This window comes from Bacillus sp. F9_6S_D1_P_5, from assembly GCF_054823925.1.
Window position 1 is genome coordinate 62,078 of the sequence record NZ_JBTREW010000015.1, and the last position, 18,216, is coordinate 80,293.

The 18,216-nt window shown below is 36.2% G+C and carries 17 protein-coding genes; 8 read left to right on the forward strand and 9 right to left on the reverse strand.

Going from position 1 to position 18,216, the window contains the following annotated elements; genetic code table 11:
* Nucleotides 1-50: 50 nt before the first annotated feature.
* Together ACUXEY_RS18730 and ACUXEY_RS18735 are read right to left on the reverse strand one after the other, a co-directional pair.
* Nucleotides 51-1,664 (reverse strand): MDR family MFS transporter, encoded by a 1,614-nt coding sequence (locus tag ACUXEY_RS18730; RefSeq protein ID WP_048525035.1) that lies wholly within the window; start codon nucleotides 1,662-1,664, stop codon nucleotides 51-53.
* Between the two features lie 19 nt (nucleotides 1,665-1,683).
* Nucleotides 1,684-2,142, reverse strand: a complete 459-nt coding sequence (locus tag ACUXEY_RS18735) for a MarR family winged helix-turn-helix transcriptional regulator (protein ID WP_166705263.1) — start codon at nucleotides 2,140-2,142, stop codon at nucleotides 1,684-1,686.
* A gap of 272 nt (nucleotides 2,143-2,414) precedes the next feature.
* On the opposite strand from ACUXEY_RS18735, the gene glpT reads away from it, so the two are divergent.
* The 6 genes from glpT (at nucleotide 2,415) to opp4A (ending at nucleotide 9,678) form a co-directional block, all read left to right on the forward strand.
* Entirely contained in the window at nucleotides 2,415-3,764 is a 1,350-nt protein-coding gene (glpT, locus tag ACUXEY_RS18740; RefSeq protein WP_048525037.1) for a glycerol-3-phosphate transporter, read from the forward strand.
* Between the two features lie 284 nt (nucleotides 3,765-4,048).
* Complete coding sequence (locus ACUXEY_RS18745; protein WP_000795376.1) at nucleotides 4,049-5,068, forward strand: ABC transporter ATP-binding protein; 1,020 nt, start codon at nucleotides 4,049-4,051, stop codon at nucleotides 5,066-5,068.
* Nucleotides 5,055-5,981 (forward strand): ABC transporter ATP-binding protein, encoded by a 927-nt coding sequence (locus ACUXEY_RS18750; protein WP_001196372.1) that lies wholly within the window; start codon nucleotides 5,055-5,057, stop codon nucleotides 5,979-5,981. The genes ACUXEY_RS18745 and ACUXEY_RS18750 overlap by 14 nt, the downstream gene beginning before the upstream one ends.
* Before the next feature lie 14 nt (nucleotides 5,982-5,995).
* Nucleotides 5,996-6,961 (forward strand): oligopeptide ABC transporter permease, encoded by a 966-nt coding sequence (opp4B, locus tag ACUXEY_RS18755; RefSeq protein WP_098556459.1) that lies wholly within the window; start codon nucleotides 5,996-5,998, stop codon nucleotides 6,959-6,961.
* A gap of 17 nt (nucleotides 6,962-6,978) precedes the next feature.
* Nucleotides 6,979-7,884, forward strand: a complete 906-nt coding sequence (locus ACUXEY_RS18760; protein ID WP_166704624.1) for an ABC transporter permease — start codon at nucleotides 6,979-6,981, stop codon at nucleotides 7,882-7,884.
* Between the two features lie 12 nt (nucleotides 7,885-7,896).
* Nucleotides 7,897-9,678 carry an oligopeptide ABC transporter substrate-binding protein gene (opp4A, locus tag ACUXEY_RS18765; RefSeq protein WP_461301304.1) on the forward strand — a complete coding sequence of 594 codons (1,782 nt, stop codon included), beginning with the start codon at nucleotides 7,897-7,899 and terminating at the stop codon, nucleotides 9,676-9,678.
* Nucleotides 9,679-9,778: 100 nt separating this feature from the next.
* On the opposite strand, the gene ACUXEY_RS18770 is transcribed toward opp4A, so the two are convergent.
* The 6 genes from ACUXEY_RS18770 to ACUXEY_RS18795 form a co-directional block, all read right to left on the reverse strand.
* On the reverse strand, nucleotides 9,779-9,904 hold the full coding sequence (locus tag ACUXEY_RS18770) for a DUF4027 family protein (protein WP_000738295.1): 126 nt from the start codon (nucleotides 9,902-9,904) through the stop codon (nucleotides 9,779-9,781).
* Between the two features lie 210 nt (nucleotides 9,905-10,114).
* Nucleotides 10,115-10,537, reverse strand: coding sequence for a universal stress protein (locus ACUXEY_RS18775; RefSeq protein WP_461301305.1), 423 nt, complete (start codon nucleotides 10,535-10,537; stop codon nucleotides 10,115-10,117).
* A gap of 328 nt (nucleotides 10,538-10,865) precedes the next feature.
* Complete coding sequence (locus ACUXEY_RS18780; RefSeq protein ID WP_461301306.1) at nucleotides 10,866-12,221, reverse strand: RNA-guided endonuclease TnpB family protein; 1,356 nt, start codon at nucleotides 12,219-12,221, stop codon at nucleotides 10,866-10,868.
* Nucleotides 12,214-12,303, reverse strand: coding sequence for a hypothetical protein (locus ACUXEY_RS18785; protein WP_327958286.1), 90 nt, complete (start codon nucleotides 12,301-12,303; stop codon nucleotides 12,214-12,216). The genes ACUXEY_RS18780 and ACUXEY_RS18785 overlap by 8 nt, the downstream gene beginning before the upstream one ends.
* Nucleotides 12,304-12,525: 222 nt before the next feature.
* Nucleotides 12,526-13,977 (reverse strand): SulP family inorganic anion transporter, encoded by a 1,452-nt coding sequence (locus ACUXEY_RS18790; RefSeq protein WP_461301307.1) that lies wholly within the window; start codon nucleotides 13,975-13,977, stop codon nucleotides 12,526-12,528.
* 157 nt (nucleotides 13,978-14,134) lie between these two features.
* On the reverse strand, nucleotides 14,135-15,382 hold the full coding sequence (locus ACUXEY_RS18795; protein ID WP_429601992.1) for a cell wall-binding repeat-containing protein: 1,248 nt from the start codon (nucleotides 15,380-15,382) through the stop codon (nucleotides 14,135-14,137).
* A gap of 174 nt (nucleotides 15,383-15,556) precedes the next feature.
* On the opposite strand from ACUXEY_RS18795, the gene ACUXEY_RS18800 reads away from it, so the two are divergent.
* Nucleotides 15,557-16,234: a response regulator transcription factor gene (locus tag ACUXEY_RS18800; RefSeq protein ID WP_166704617.1), complete on the forward strand. Its 678-nt coding sequence runs from the start codon at nucleotides 15,557-15,559 to the stop codon at nucleotides 16,232-16,234.
* 11 nt (nucleotides 16,235-16,245) lie between these two features.
* Nucleotides 16,246-17,616, forward strand: a complete 1,371-nt coding sequence (locus tag ACUXEY_RS18805) for a sensor histidine kinase (RefSeq protein ID WP_461301308.1) — start codon at nucleotides 16,246-16,248, stop codon at nucleotides 17,614-17,616.
* Between the two features lie 34 nt (nucleotides 17,617-17,650).
* Here the strand turns inward: ACUXEY_RS18805 and ACUXEY_RS18810 are convergent, their stop codons facing one another.
* Nucleotides 17,651-18,172 carry a dihydrofolate reductase family protein gene (locus ACUXEY_RS18810; RefSeq protein WP_461301309.1) on the reverse strand — a complete coding sequence of 174 codons (522 nt, stop codon included), beginning with the start codon at nucleotides 18,170-18,172 and terminating at the stop codon, nucleotides 17,651-17,653.
* Nucleotides 18,173-18,216 lie beyond the last annotated feature (44 nt).

Below are 18,216 nucleotides of genomic sequence, written 5' to 3' on the forward strand. Positions count from 1 at the left end.
TTTTAAGGTTATACTCAAAAAAAGCACCGCCATAAGGCGATGCTTTTTCATTACGAATAGGATACAGTTTGTTCTTTTTCCTCTGTAGCTGGCTCTTCAGCATCCTTTTTACGATCTGACAATTTAATCTTCTGTAAGAAAATCGTAAAGATAGCGCCTACTACGATAAATACTAATCCTGTTAAGAATACAGTATGAAGTGAGTCTACTAAAGAGTTTTTCAAAATTGGTACAATGCTGTTAGCGAAAGCTTCTGGCATTTGTTTTAATGCCTCTGGACTAAATAACATCGAATATAAACCTTGTGGGTCTGTATGAATCATATCTTTAAATTTCGTTACCATTTGTCCCGCTTCTTTCGGGAATGTATCTAATACAGGTACTAAATTCTTTGTTAATGTTGTACCTGAAGTGTTATTCATAATTGATCCTAAAATTGTGATACCAAATGTTCCACCAATTTGACGGAAGAACTGACTTGATGATGTTACGACACCAAGGTCTTTTTTCGGGAAGCTTTCTTGTAACGCTAATGTTAATGTTGGCATTACAAGACCCATGCCTAAACCGATAACCATCATATACGAAGTTGCAGTTAATTTAGTTGTGTGCATATCCATCGTTGTTAATAACCAGAATCCTCCGGCCATTATAAGCATTCCTGTAATAATTTGTGGCTTTACACCAACTTTTAATACAAGTTGCCCACCGATAATACTCATCACAATCATAGTAATCATCATTGGCGTCATAATTGTTCCTGATTCAGCAGCACTTACTCCTACAATTCCTTGCATAAAGAATGGTACGAACATAATCGCACCGAACATTCCGATACTCATAAAGAATCCAATCGCATTTAGTAATGTAAATGTACGATTTTTAAAGAAATGCATCGGTAAAATCGGTTCTTCTGCTTTCGTTTCAACGATAATAAAGCTAACAATACCAATTAGAGCTAATGCAAATAACCCGATAATTTGCCAAGAATCCCATGGGTAATCTTTTCCGCCAAACGTTAATGCAAGTAATAAACTTACAACACCGAGAATCATCGTGAAGATTCCAGCGATATCAATTTTAATTGGTCCTGTTTGTTTATGTGATTTTAATCCCATTGCAATAAAGATTGTTGCTAAAATACCAACTGGCAAGTTAATGTAGAATACCCATCTCCAGTTCACTGCATCTACAATCCAACCACCAACTTGTGGTCCAATTACAGAAGCAAGACCGTATAACGCACCAAAAATACCTTGCCATTTTGCACGTTCTTTTCCCGTGAACATATCTCCGATAATAATCATAGCCATTGGCATCATAATACCGCCACCAAGACCTTGAATACCACGGAAAATAATTAATTCTGTCATACCATTTGCCATACCACATAACGCCGAACCAACCATAAAGATAACTAGTCCTGTTATATATACGTTACGACGGCCAAGTAAATCCGCTAATTTACCTGCAATTGGTACAACTGTCGTTGATGTTAACATATAAGCTGTTGTTAACCACGTCATTAAGCTTAATCCGCCTAGTTCACCGACGATACGCGGCATTGCTGTACCAACAATTGTTCCATCTAATGCAGCAAATAGCATCGCGATTATTAAACCGATTAACAGCAACTTTCTATTTATGTTTTCTTGTTGCTCCATGTAATCTCCTCAATTCCTCTTAGTTATTCTCTTTTTTCTCTTGTGTCCCGCAAATAATCGTTTCTAACTTCTCAAAGAGGCGTAACAAATCTTCTCTTTCTTGTAATTCTAAATGTGAGAAGTATTTTGCTAGATGCTCATTACGAGCGATCATTGCCTCTTCTACCCTAGATTTCCCCTTTTTTGTTAACTCAATGACGACAACACGACGGTCATCTTTGTCGTGATAGCGCTCTACAAGCTCTTGGTCAATTAGGCGATCAATCATCACTGTAATTGCACTAGGCTTTACATACATCTTTTTCGCTAATTTTGTTGCCCTTGAAGCTCCATAATGATCTAAAATCTTTAAAATATAAAACTGCGGTGGTGTAAGTCCTGTTGCTTGCATTTGTTCTAATAACTCCGTCTGCATTTTCTTTCCAATCGAAAAGGCAAGAGCTTGAATTTTATCGATATGCGTCATATCATTTGGCATGTTATCCACCTCTTATTTAAACAATAAAATATTTAACGTATTTAAATATTAATCCCACGAACAAAATACGTCAACACTTTTTATTTATAAAAACGTTTACATTTTTGTCACAAAGTTGTATAATTTTCGACGAAGTTAATATTGACAGTCACGGAGAATCGGAGTACACGGCTATGAATCATAAAAAAGGAAACTTTTTTATATTTCATGGCCTTTTTATATTCTCTCTGCCTTACAACACTTCGAATTAATTAGGGGAGGATTTTCATTTTATGTTTTTTACACAATTCTTTAAACCTGCGCCTCACGCGGAACGCTTACCAGCTGATCGCGTTGATAGCGAATACCGTAAATTACGTTTACAAGTATTCTTAGGTATCTTCATCGGTTATGCGGGTTATTACTTTGTTCGAAAAAACTTTTCACTAGCAATGCCATACTTGATCGAACAAGGATTTAGTAAAGGGGAACTTGGGGTTATCCTTTCAGCAGTTTCTATCGCTTACGGATTAAGTAAATTTCTTATGGGTATCGTATCCGATCGTTGTAATCCTCGCTACTTTTTAGCAGCTGGGCTATTTTTATCAGGTATCATTAATATTATTTTTGGCTCATTTTCTTTCATTACAACGAGCATTATACTTATGTTTGTACTTCAGTTTTTAAATGGGTGGGTACAAGGTATGGGATGGCCTCCTTGTGGCCGTACGATGGTTCACTGGTTCTCTATTAGTGAACGTGGTACAAAAATGTCTATTTGGAACGTCGCTCATAACGTCGGCGGGGCACTTATGCCTTCTCTTGTAACATTAGGCTTATATTTCTTTGCAAATGACTGGCATAGTATTTTTTACTTCCCAGGTATTCTTTCAATTTTAGTTGGTATTTATGTGTTAATTACGATGAAAGATACACCTCAATCTTGCGGATTACCTTCTATTGAAGAACATACTGGAGAATATCCACCAGATGAAAAAGTACAAGACCGCGAACGTGAACTTTCGGCAAAGGAAATTTTATTTAAATACGTACTAAACAATAAATTTTTATGGTACATCGCTATCGCGAACGTTTTTGTTTATTTCGTTCGCTACGGTGTTGTAGACTGGGCTCCTACTTATTTAGTAGAAGAAAAAAGCTTTACTCATAGTAGCTCACGTACAGCTTATGCTCTATATGAATGGGCTGGTATTCCGGGTACACTTCTTTGTGGCTGGATGAGTGATAAACTATTTAAAGGACGCCGCGCACCTGCTGGTATTTTATTCATGGTTGGTGTATTTATCGCCGTTCTTGTTTACTGGCTAAACCCTCCTGGTAATCCAATGGTTGATAGTATCGCACTTGTCGCGATTGGATTTTTAATTTACGGACCTGTTATGTTAATTGGTCTACATGCTCTTGACTTAGCTCCAAAGAAAGCGGCTGGAACTGCAGCGGGATTAACTGGCTTCTTCGGTTACTTAGGCGGAGCTGCTTTCGCTAGTGCCGCTATGGGCTTTATCGTAGATGCATTCGGATGGGATGGCGGATTCATCTTATTACTTGCATCTTGTGTACTTGCAATGTTCTTCCTTGCTCTTACTTTAAAAACGGGATCTGCAAAACAAAAGCACGCTTAAATACTAATATTATTCTTATCAAAAAAAGAGAGACTGTTCTTTCCAGAACACCTCTCTTTTTTCTACATATAATACTTTTTTCTTACAAAAGATTTATTCCCCTCACCTATATATGTTAGCGTTTTCAAACCACTTCAACTACTAATATAACTGCATTCAATTTTTGTATAAAAAGATTTTTGAATATTTTCTCAACTTTTTCTTGTCAAACATTGTCATTTTATATTAAAATAACAACAACATACAAAATATTTAGTCTTTTCTGAAAAGATGGAGGGATAGCCATGAAGAATCCACTTCTTCGCATTGAAAACTTACAGACTTCCTTTCGCATACAAGATCAATATCATGCAGCAGTTGATGATGTGTCGTTAACAGTCCATGAAAATGAAATTGTCGCGATAGTCGGTGAATCAGGTTGCGGAAAAAGTGCACTTGCCCTTTCAATTATGCGACTGCATAATGAAGCAAATACAAAATTACAAGGGCAGCTTAACTATAGAGATAAAGATTTACTTACTATGTCAGCCGCAGAAATGAATAAAGTCCGCGGATCAAACATCGGTATGATTTTCCAAGAACCTCTTACAGCACTCGATCCTCTTATGACAGTTGGAAAACAAATCGAAGAAAACTTAGACTACCACACAAGCCTTTCAAAAGTTGAAAAGAAAGAACGCACCCTAGAACTACTTCATCAAGTTGGTATTCCAAAACCAGAACTTACATATAAACAATACCCACACGAATTATCTGGCGGCATGAGACAAAGAATTGTTATCGCAATTGCAATTGCTTGTAACCCAGCACTCATTATTGCGGATGAGCCAACAACGGCTCTTGACGTAACCATCCAAGCACAAATTTTAGACTTACTAAAATCTATTCAAGAACAAACGAAAATGGGCATCATTTTAATTACTCATGATTTAAGTGTTGTCGCAGAAACAGCCGATCGTATCGTCGTTATGTACGCTGGACAGGTTGTAGAAACAGGAAAAGTTGAAGAGATTTTTAACAACCCTCTTCACCCGTATACTCGTTCTCTATTAAACTCCATTCCATCTGCGTACGCTGAAAAAGAAAAATTGCATGTAATTCAAGGGGTGGTTCCTACATTGGCGAAGCTTCCTCGCACAGGTTGCCGTTTCCAAGCTCGAATTCCATGGATTAGACCTGATCAGCACGAGGAAAATCCAATTTTACATGAAGTAAAACCAGACCATTGGGTGCGTTGTACTTGCTACAAGCATTTCAACTTCCAAGATAAGAAAGGAGATGACGTAACTCATGGCACTGCTTAAAGTAGAAGATTTAAAAGTACATTTCCCAATTAAAGGTGGTTTCTTCGGCCGCACATTAGATTACGTGCGTGCTGTCGATGGTGTAAGTTTTGAATTACAACCGGGTGAAACATACGGAATCGTTGGTGAATCAGGAAGTGGCAAATCAACAACTGGTAAAGCAATTATGCATTTAACGAAAGCAACAGAGGGTAGCATTCATTTTAATAATAGAGATTTAACAAAGTTAAGTCGCTCTGAGCTACGTGAACAACGAAAAGATATTCAAATGATTTTCCAAGATCCATATTCATCATTAAATCCGAAGAAACGTGTTCTCGACATTATTGCTGAGCCTCTTCGAAATTTTGAGAAGCTCTCACCTGATGAAGAACGTAGAGCAGTTCAAGAATATCTTGATAAAGTCGGTCTAAATCCAGAGTCAATTTATAAATATCCACATGAATTTTCCGGTGGGCAAAGGCAGCGGATTGGTATTGCACGCGCTCTTACATTAAAACCGAAGCTTATTATCGCTGATGAACCTGTATCAGCACTAGATGTTTCTGTACAAGCTCAAGTATTAAACTTCTTGCAAGATTTACAAGCTGAGCTCGGACTAACGTACTTATTCATTAGTCATGATTTAGGTGTAATTCGTCATATGTGTGATCGTATCGGTGTTATGTATCGCGGACGTATCGTCGAAGAAGCAACTAGTGCAGAAATATACAGTAATCCGCAACATATTTATACGAAGCGCCTAATATCAGCAATTCCTGATATTCGTCCTGAAAACAGAGAGAGACAGCGTAAGCTCCGTCAACAAGTAAGCTCTGAATACGAGAAATCATACGAAAATTATTTCAATGAAAACGGTCGGGCTTATGACTTAAAAGCAATATCGCCAACGCACCGGGTGGCATTACCATAAGGGAGTGATAAAACATGTGGAAGTTTATATTACGGAGATTTTTAGTAATGATCCCGCAATTATTCGTGTTAAGTGTACTTGTCTTTCTACTAGCTAAAGCAATGCCAGGCGATGCCTTAACTGGCAAAGCAATGAATCCAAAAGCGGATCCAAAAGTAATTGAAGAACAACGTGAAAAGCTTGGATTAAATGACCCAGTTACAACACAATATGTTCGCTGGATTAAAAATGCCGTCCAAGGTGACTTCGGTATTTCCTATGCACATAAAATGAAAGTAACCGATTTAATTGGAGAACGACTTGGAAATACAGTATCTTTAGCACTTGTCATTCTTATTCTTACTTATTTAATTGCCATACCACTGGGCGTTATAAGTGGGCGTTGGAATGATACATGGGCTGATCGACTCATTACCATTTACAACTATCTAGGTTTCGCTACACCACTATTTATATTTGCACTAGTTATGCTCTTCCTATTCGGATTTAAGTTTGCAATATTCCCAACCGGCGGTAGCGTAGATCCTCAAGTTGCAACAGGTACATTTGCTTACTATTTAAGCAAATTGAATCACATGCTGCTACCAGCTTTATCTGGGGCATTAATTGCAACAGTTGGTACTGTTCAATATTTACGAAGCGAAATTATTGATACGAAACATAAAGACTTTGTTCGTACAGTAAGAGCTAAGGGTGTTCCAGAATCAAAAATCTATTCTAGACATATTTTACGAAATTCATTCTTACCAATTGCAGCTTTCTTAGGCTATGAAATTACAGGATTAGTTGGCGGTGCCATCTTTTTAGAAAGTATTTTTAGCTATCCAGGAATTGGACAACTATTTATACAATCTATCTCTCAACGTGATTTTAGTGTAATAACTGCACTCGTTATGTTTACTGGATTTGCAACGTTACTTGGAACTCTCCTTTCAGATATTATTCTAAGCATCGTCGATCCACGTATTCGCATTGATTAAAGAAAGGAGATGACATTATGTTAGCAAACCCTGAAAAACAAACTGAAGTTGTTCATTACGAAAAAAGCCCTTCTGGTTTCTCTATTATGTGGCGAGAACTTCGTAAAGATAAATTGGCAATGTTTTCACTTGTTTTCCTAGCAATCTTATTACTAGCAGTCTACGCAACATCTTTTATTATGAAACAAGAAGATATTGTACGAGTTGATTTATTTGCTATTTATGCTCCTCCCTCTGCTGAACATTGGTTAGGAACAGATTACGGAGGACGCGATATTTTCGGTCAACTTATTATTGGTACACGTAACTCATTCACAATTGGATTAGCAATTACTATTCTTTCTTGTTTCATTGGCCTTTCAATTGGATTAATTGCCGGGTATTTTGGAGGAGCTATTGATAATATCATTATGCGCATTATCGACTTTGTTATGGTTTTACCCTTTTTAATGCTTGTAATTGTATTTATTACACTTGTTCCTACATTCAATATTTTCACTTTTATTTTAATTATGAGCGTGTTCTTATGGACAGGAAAGGCCAGATTAATTCGCTCAAAAGTATTAACTGAAAAAGAACTAGACTATGTCTCTGCATCTAAAACTTTAGGAACACCAAACTGGAAAATCATTCTTTTCCAAGTACTACCTAACTTAAGTTCAATTATCATTGTTAGCGTTACATTAAATCTTGCTGGAAACATCGGTATTGAATCTGGTCTAACTTTCTTAGGATTTGGTCTACCAGAAAGTACACCAAGTCTTGGTACACTTGTTAGTTATGCTAGAAATCCAGATGTATTACAAGAGAAATGGTGGATTTGGTTACCCGCATCAATCATGATTTTAGCATTGATGCTGTGTATAAATTTTATTGGTCAGGCGCTTCGTCGTTCGGCCGACGCAAGACAAAGAAAAGGATAAGGGGTGGAAGAAATGACAAATAAGCCAAAGTTTTTCAAAGTATTAAGTACACTTGCGGTTTCAACATTACTACTTTCAGCATGTGGGGGCAGTGGTAGTGGTGGTAGTGAAAAAACGAGCAGCACAAAAAAAGTAGATACAAATAAATTTAGTGCATCTGTTAAAAATGATAAAAAGGAAATTAAAGATGGTTCATTAACATATGGTCTTGTTTCTAATACACCATTTGAAGGACTTTTAAATTTCGCTGTATATGAAGGGGATCCTGATAACCAAGTCATTACAATTTTCGATGAATCTTTATTATCAAATGACGAAAACTGGGAATACACGAATGATGGCGCTGCTACATATGAAATTTCTGAAGATAAAAAGACAATTACATTAAAAATTAAAGATAATGTAAAATGGCATGATGGAAACCCTGTTACTGCTGAAGATTTAGAATACTCTTATCTAGTGATTGGTAACAAACAATATGCCGGTTCTCGCTATGACACTCAAATGCAAATGATTGAAGGTATGGAAGATTACCACAATGGAAAAGCAGAAAAAATTTCAGGTATCAAGGTAACGGATCCAAAAACAATTTCGATTACATTTAAAGAGCCGAATCCTTCAGTGAAAACTGGGCTTTGGACATACCCTCTTCACAAGAAATATTTAGGAGATGTACCAATCGATAAATTAGCAGAGTCTGATAAAATCCGTAAAAACCCAATTGGTTTCGGACCTTTTAAAGTGAAGAAAATCACGCCAGGTGAAGCTGTTGAATTTGAACGTTTTGATGATTATTATGGTGGAAAAGCAAAACTGAAAAGCATGGTTTTAAAAGTTGTTAACCCTTCCGTTGTTAATGCGTCCTTAAAAAATGGTGATATTGACATTGCTGAAGTAAGTGCAGATCAATATCCAAATGTAAGTAAATTAAAAAATGCACAATTAGTCGGCAAAACTGATTTATACTATAGCTATATCGGTTTTAAATTAGGCCATATGGATAAAGAAAAAGAAGAAGTAGTAATGGATAAGGAGAAATTTAAAGATGTTCGTGTACGTCAAGCAATGGCGTATGCTATCGATCGAAAAGAAATTGGTGAAAAATTATATCACGGCCTACGTTATCCGGCTAACTCACCAATCCCACCATCTCTACCAAAATATCATAACAATAAAGCTGGTGCCTATGATAAAGATGTAGAGAAAGCTAAAAAATTATTAGATGAAGCTGGCTATAAAGATACGAACGGGGATGGATTCCGTGAAGATCCGAATGGTAAAGAATTTAAAGCTAATTTCTTATCAATGAGTGGTAGCGACGTAAGTGAACCACTTGCAAAATTCTTTATTCAATCTTGGAAAGACATCGGCCTAAAAGTAGAGCTTCTTGATGGTCGCTTACACGAATTCAACTCATTCTACGATATGATTAAAAAAGATGATCCAAAAGTTGATCTTTTCGCGGCAGCTTGGGGAACTGGATCTGACCCAGATCCTTCTGGTATTTGGGCTAAAGATGCAGCGTTCAATTACCCACGTTGGGCTACTGACAAAAACACAGAATTATTAAAACAAGGTATTTCTCCAGAAGCTGCTGATGAAAAGTACCGTAAAGATGTATACGATAAATGGCAAAAATTAATTCACGACGAAGTGCCATTAATTCCACTTCATTATAAATTTGACTTAAAAGGTGTAAATAACCGCGTAAAAGATTATAAATACACACCAGAAGATCAATACAAGTGGGGTAACGTTAGCGTAACAAGCGATAAAGCAGAAACAGAGAAATAATAAAATAGCTCCTGGCGCTAAGATACATGCCAGGAGCTATTTTTTATTTACAATCCTTTTCTTACTATTGATAGCAACCAATTCCTTCCCGACTCTACTATTAAAAGATTTGATGAATCATCTTTATTACAACAGCTAACGTAACAGATGCAGCAAATCCCCCTAAACAAATAAGACCGACACCTTGGCTATATGATAAATTTTGAAATGCTTTCATCTTTTTCATCCTCCCTATCTTCCCTTCGTTATTTTTATTTTATCAATGGAATAATTTTCATAACATCGATTTTTCTGACAACAAACTTACAAATTTGTAAGTTAACAATTTCTCTTTAAACTTATATATCTAGTATGTCCACACTCTCTCACTTTATACGAAAAAAAGACCTCGAATTATATCAAGGTCTTGCTTACACTACAGAATATTTCACTCAATTTATTTAATAATCATCACCGGACATTTCACACGCTTTGCTATTTTATGACTGACACTACCAAGTACCATTTCTTGTAATGTATTTAATCCTCTACTTCCAGCTATAACAAGATCTATATCCCCTGTATTTACATATTGAACGATTGTATCTCCAGGATCACCATGTAATATCGTAATTGTATAAGGAATGTTCTCTTTCTTTAATAAACCTTCAATCTCTTTTAATTTATCTTTTCGGCTAGCCGATATTGTTTCTAAATCTGTTTGGCCTTGTATAATATCTGATTTTGCTGTTCTATTATCTACTACGTACACAACTTCAACATTTGTTTCTTCGATACATTTCGCAATATATGTTGCATGCTCCGCTGCTCGAAGTGCATGTTCAGAACCGTCACATGCTAATATAATTTGTTTGTACATATGCTGAATCCCCTTTTCGTTATCCTACCCGTATTATATAGTCAACTTCCCCCACTGAGATGAATCGTTTCAGTGGGGGCTTGAGTTAGAACACTAGGTCTTTTCGTCTATATCTAGACAGTTTGACGCTCTAGCATTCATGCCACCTTACGGTAACACCCCAAGTATGTTTTTGGTTGGTACTGGCAACGAACGATTGTTTTTCCACTTGCACCACCCTTTCGAAAAAGAGCAATTCTTCCTTATGGAAGAAGCCACCACTCAGATAAATCCGGCGTGTGCTACAAGCCCCGACAAGTCGAGTACACATGGATGGTTGACGCACCCACTAAGCTATGCATGAAGCAACAGCCTTACGTTTTTGTACTTCTAATAGAATCGGCGTTTTCACTTTAAGATTCTCATCTAATTCTACAACTCTTGATTTTTGCAATGTATTCAACGCACCATTAATATCAGCATGAATACATTTTCCTGATTTACTTTGATACATTCCGCGAGTGATTCGTTTGCCACTAAAGCGATAATGAGTCCCATCATCCTTAGACCAAACTGGAATCGAATCTTTATCCAGAAAACTAGCTTTTGAAGTATAGCTTTCTTCTTGCTTTAAAAATCGGATGCCTTCTTTTACACATTTATTCTCAATTGCTGTAATCAGTTTATGAAATGGGATTTGAACAAACTTTTGATTATTCTTTTTTCCCATATCCGATTTTTGTTTCCAACCAGCGTTATACCCTACGACAACCGTATCTATGTTACATGCTTTCACTTTTTTAAACAACAGGCCTACAGTCTGTGAAATGTAACCATTTATTTGTCGTTCTCGTTTATGCCAAAGTGTAGCCATTTTATTCGTTACAACTCGTTTAGAAATTCCATTTTCCACATTTTTCTGTTGTAGATTACTGATTATTTTGTTGAAGTACTGGTTAATAGATTTTAATTTTTTTCCATCAATTAAGAATGCATCACCTTTATTTGTTACGCAACTTACTAATCTATCTACACCTAAATCGCAACCCAAAGCGTTACTAGTAGTCGTGGATTGTTTCTTCATTTGAGAAACGTGCATCTCATATGTATAATGCACCTCAAAGAACCGACCTTTTTGCTTCGGTACAATCTCAATGTAGGAGATTTTTTTATTTCTTAAGTTTTTAGGCATACGTATTTTAATGGAACCAAATTTTTTTCTAAATGCAACATTCATTGGAATCATCCAATACCCGTTATCATCCACTTTTGGCACTTGATAGATTTCAATGATTCGTTTGTCAGTTGAACCAGAATAATTCGGAAACTTAGGACGACCTGTGAACGCTTCAGATTTTTTCTTCCACTGTTCCCATGCTTTAAAAAAGCTCTTCACTTCTGTAAATAAGGCTCTACGAATCGCTTGAACAGAGTTTGATTGAATGCCCCAATAATTTATATCGGCTTGCATAGCAGTGTCCACTTCTTTTACCGTAGCCATTTTATTATGGTTCAAATAACTTTGTTTAATGGTGTACAATCCAACATTTCGCAACGCTTTTGAACTATGTGACATGCGTTGCAGTAAGCGTAATTCTTTTGCGGTAAGGCAAGCTCGTCCGATATTCTGTTTCTGAGTGAATCGTTGTATGATTTCTCTTTTCTTTTGTTTACGTAATACTTTCATTGCTTTCTTTCTAACCATTGTTTTCACCACCTTTCTTAGAGAGTTTACTAAAATTATTCATTACTTTTGACAAATCAATATTTGGAACTGAACGGAACAAAATGTGAACATAGTCTTCATCGTAATTTCTTTTGGCTCAAGTAGCCTAATGATGCTTATTATCCAATTTCGTTGTTTTACGATATATTCCCTCCTTATCTACAACAGATTATATCGTAAGACAAAAAGAAACAAACATTCGCCCTCAAAAAATTGTTATGAACGAAACAAAAGAGTTCAGTCTTCTTGCCAAAAAGGATAAAGCCCCCTAAAAAGGAGGCTTCTAACTTGCAATTCTTTTATTATAAGTAGCTAAATTTGAAATAATTTTCGAGCTTCGTTCATTTAATCCCGTTATACTTACTTTCACGTCACTTTGTTCATACTTCATGATAACTTTATCAATTGCGGCTACTGCTGAATCATCCCATATATGCGCATAAGTAAAGTTCAACTCAATTTCTTTTACATCTTCATTGAATGCAAAATTATTTATAAAGTCTGCTGTAGATGCGAAGAAAAGTTGACCATGAATTTCGTATATTTTCTTATTTTCAATATATAAATGTTTCACGTGAATCTTTGCCATATTGAATGCAAATAAAACCGCACTAATTACTGTTCCGATAATTACACCTAATGCTAAATTATGTGTAATTAAGACAATCACAACTGTTACGATCATAACAAATGCGTTTCCTTTCGGTACTTTATGAATCGTTGTTACAGAGTTCCAATCAAATGTTCCAATTGAAACCATAATCATAACTGCAACTAAAGCTGCCATTGGAATATGAACGACATAGTCACCTAAAACAAATAGTAATACGATTAGGAATCCACCCGCTACAAATGTTGATAAACGACCTCGTCCACCTGATTTAATATTAATAACAGATTGTCCAATCATTGCACATCCTGCCATTCCTCCGAAGAAACCAGCGACAATGTTTGCAATACCTTGCCCTCGTGCTTCCTTATGTTTATTACTTTCCGTATGCGTTATATCATCTAAAACTGAAGCTGTTAATAATGACTCTAGTAAACCGATAATTGCAAGCATAACTGCGTACGGTAAAATAATCCCTAATGTCTCAAGTGTAAAAGGCACGTCAGGCATGCTAAAAAACGGTAATTCTTTCGGCAGGCTTCCCATATCCCCTACTGTTTTTAACTGTAATCCGCTCATAAGTGCAATACTTGTCACAATAATAATGGAAATCAGTGTAGACGGTACAGCAGTCGTAATACGTGGAAATACATATATAATTACAAGTCCTAATGCGACAAGTGCATACATTTGCCAAGTAGCATTTTTAAAATGTGGCAGTTGCGCTGTAAAAACTAAAATTCCAAGTGAATTTAAAAAACCACTCATAACAGATTTAGGAACAAACTTCATAAATGAGCTCAGTTTGAACACACCAAAAATAATTTGGACAATACCCGTTAATATCGTTGTAGCAAATAAGTATTGCAGACCATGATCCTTAACGAGTGTTACCATTAATAATGCCATTGCACCTGTTGCAGCTGAAATCATTCCAGTTCGTCCGCCAACAAATGAAATGGTAACTGCAATACAAAAGGCAGCGTATAACCCAACGGTCGGATCCACGCCTGCAATAACAGAGAAAGCAATCGCTTCAGGAATTAACGCTAAAGCAACGACAATTCCCGATAGCACGTCCCCTTTCACGTTGGAGAACCAATCATTTTTTATCGTTTGAAACAAAATACCACTCCTCTACTCTTTTCTCATTTGATTTTCTCCATAAGAAAATCTAAGCCGACTGCACGAAGGCTATTATATAACGAGTGAAGATATTTTTGCTATGTAAAAGTTTCCTAAAGAAAAAGACGCTACCTCAGTAGCGCCTTTGCTCCTTTTATTAATGTCCACCGTGACCTTGACCACTTTCTTGCACAATCTCTAACCTCTCATCCAGTACACCTTGCGTTTCAAATGAAATATCACTCGTACTTCCTAATAAGAAGCCGTGATTATATGGTCCAAGTGTTGGGTCATCTTTAAACTTCGGCTGAATAGTAGCAAGGAAATCATACACTGGTTGTGAAGCTTTACCTTCTTCTAACAATACGACAGGTGCGTGTTTACCCATATGCGAAAAAGGTGCTCCTGCAACTGCTAAGTCTGGTGTTTTGCTTGAAACAAATGATAAACCGTGGCCTGGCTTTGTGAACCCCCAGCCAAATTTCGTTTTCTCATCTTTAAACTTCGCAAATGCAACCGAATTTTCTGTTGGAGTCTCACCACTAATACGCGTTACTTTCCCGTATTTACTTAACTCTTTTTCTACTGCTTTTGAAATGATTTTTTCTGGTCCTAATACATATATATTCGCTTTATCTTTTCTCATTTTTAATGCCTCTATCGTCGCTTCTGGCACCTTATCTTTCTCTGTATATAAAAGCGGTTCTGGCATATGAGAGATCCAATTTACAGCTGGTGTTGTGTATAAACGTCCTTCTTCTTCAGACGAACCGATAATAACACTATTTGGGTAGCTTCCTGTTATATCGGCATATTCTTTATCCACATCTTTTGCAAATGTAGCTGGATCTGTTTCTTTTATTTGCTTTACTTTATATTCTTTTAATTGCTCAAGGATAGATGCACCTACATCCCCCATCACCATAATTTGTGTTCCATCTTTCGTTCCGAGCGGATTTAATCGTTTTATTTCTTTTAACGTCATTTCGGGTACCTTTTCTTTTTCTATAAATAAAATTGGCCCGTTATTCGGATGATGAATAAGATCCGCACTCGCAGTACCTAATTGCCACTCGTTTACTGGTACTAAAATAATAGCGCCTGGCTGATTCCCTTTATGCGTTGCTGGCCATATCGTTTGTGAAGTTAATACTGCCATTTGCAAAGGATCATTTGTGTTTAATCTCGTTACATTTTTTAAACTTGTCGTTAATAAATCATTCGATGCACTTTCGTTCATTTCTTTCGGTGCAGTTACCTCCTGATTCATTTTCATTTCCTTTTGCTCTGTTTTTTTCTCTTCTTTAGTTTCATGATTTTTATGATCCGTGTTCGTTTGTCCACATGCAGCAAGACCAACTGCTGTAATTATTGTTATCCCAAAGATTCGGGTCATCTTTTTCACTATACCGCCTCCGTATGAATCGTTTTTGAGCCAATATGATTACCTAAAATGGAATTTCAACTTTACAATAACAAGCAATTCTGAAGAAATTATGCAGATGAATGATAATCTGCACCATTTCTTCATGATTTTGACTTACAATTTAAGTAATAACTACAAATGCGGAGGTACTCTATGGTCGATATACTACTCGTAGATGATGAGCCGAGAATGCTTGAATTATTAACACTTTATCTTACTCCAATCGGATATAACTGCGTATGTGCAGTATCAGGGGAAGAAGCTATTTCACATATAGAAAATCGAAACTTCAAATTTGTTTTACTCGATATTATGATGCCAAAGATGGATGGGTGGGAAACGTGCAAAAGAATTCGATCATTTAGTAACGTTCCTATCATTATGGTAACCGCTCGTGATCAAACGGTAGATGTCATTCAAGGGTTAAAACTTGGAGCGGATGATTACGTGACGAAACCTTTCCATGAAGAAGAGCTTTTCGCAAGAATTGAAGCTGTTTTAAGGCGTACGAATCAACGTACGCAAATCCAATATCACGGCATTTTATGGGATGAGGCAAAGCATTTCGTCTCTGTCGATAATGAAGAACTTCTTCTCACTCCCATCGAATTCTCTTTACTCGGATTATTTTTACGTCATGTGAACTACGTATTAAGCCGCGATCAGCTCATTGAACGAATTTGGGGATTAAATACAAATACAGAAGATAGAACAGTCGATTCACATATTCGTAATTTGCGTGATAAATTACGAAAAGTAAATTTCCCTATTGATCACCATTTAAAAACAGTTTATGGAGTCGGGTATCGGTGGATTGATACTTTAGATTAAGGAGCAAAACGATGAAGCGAATATCTATTCAACTCGGATTTTATTTTTTAATTGTTACACTTTTAATCGAAAGTGTTCTATTTGTCTTGCTTTATTATAGCCTTGTCAACAATAGAGTAAATGAAGAAATGACAGCTTTATTAAAGCGCGGAAATAGTCACAGAGATGTGCTTGAAAAGTATTTTGATAAGCAAACAATCTCCCATGTTGCACTAATGGAATCCGAAGCCGAAACGACTGTTGTTATTACAAATGCAAATAAGGATGTACTAGCTAAATCCAACGAAATAAATACTACTATAAAAAAGCATATTAAAAAGATGCAAACACGGACAGATCATGAAGGCGCAATTATAGAGAATCATTGGAAAACATCTAATTATATATGTACAGTTAGTCCCATTGTAGTAGATGGAAAACATGAAGGCTATGTGTACATGTTTCTTGGGACAGAATCCATTGAAAAGATGGTGAATGGGCTAACAAGACAATTCATTATTGCCGGCGTCATTACGTTTCTATTAACAGCCATCACTATCTTTCTCTTATCACGGTTGTTAACAAAACCATTGTTACACATGAAACATGCCACTGAAAAAATGAGTAAAGGCGATTTATCAGTTTCGTTAACGACTACTCGAAATGATGAAATTGGTGAACTAGCATCATCTATTCAAACGCTTGCTAATGATTTACATTATATGAAAACAGAGCGAAGTGAATTTCTAGCAAGTGTTGCTCACGAATTACGAACACCATTAACATACGTAAGAGGTTACGCTGACATTGCTTTAAAAGAAAGCACACCCCCAGAGCAACGTTTGCGATATTTATCTATTATAAAAGATGAGTCTGATTACATTACAAACTTAGTTCAAGATTTATTTTCACTTGCACAAATGGAACAACATAACTTTTCTATTCAAGTAAAGGAAGTACATTTACACACCTTCCTTACTCGCATAGTCGACAAAGTTAACGCTATGTATAAAGAAAGATACATTAAAATTTCTTTCTCTTGTCTATCTACTCTGCTAGTAAATTTAGATGAACAGCGATTTGAACAAGTGATAATAAACATTTTAAATAACGCTTATAGACATTCAAAAGAACATTCTCATATAAATATTTCTGTTACAGAAAAACATAAACATATTTCCATTACAATTGAAGATGAAGGCGAAGGTATTCCGCCTGAAGACCTCCCTCACATTTTCGACCGCTTTTATCGAGTTGATAAAGCAAGATCACGAGCTACAGGCGGAACCGGTTTAGGACTATCTATCGTAAAAGAAATTGTAGAACTACACGGCGGGAATATTACTGTAACGAGCGAAGTTGATCACGGGTCTTGCTTTATCATTTCATTACCATCTATATAAAAACACGACTACTGATGGTAGTCGTGTTGCTTTATCATTTTACTTTATAATATAAATTTACAAATTGCCCAAAACGTTTCGTATCCGTTAGAGTTAAATTAATTTCTGGATTCTTGTCTTGAAATAACGGAACTCCAGAACCTAATATATGTGGTGTAATCGTAACAACATATTCATCAATTAGATTATTCTTAAAGAACCCTCTTAGTAGACTTCCTCCACCGACCATCCATATTTTAGATCCTTCTTGTGCTTTTAACCTTTTTGTAAACTCCACTACATCTTCATTTACAAACTCCACGTGTTCGTTTGAACCTTTTTGTGAGTTAGAAAAAACATAACATTTTTTATCTAAATACGAGAATGGTTCTATATGCTCTACTACATAATCGTACGTTTTTTTTCCCATGATTATTGTATCAATTGTTTCATACATTTCTGTATAACCGTTATCTCCCTCTCCTTCCGTTTCCATTAACCACTCTAAATCATCATTTTCTTTCGCAATATATCCATCTAAGCTCGCCGCAATAAATAAAACAATTTCACGTGACATCTCTTTTCCTCCTTGTGTTTCATCTTGATAACATTATGATGTAA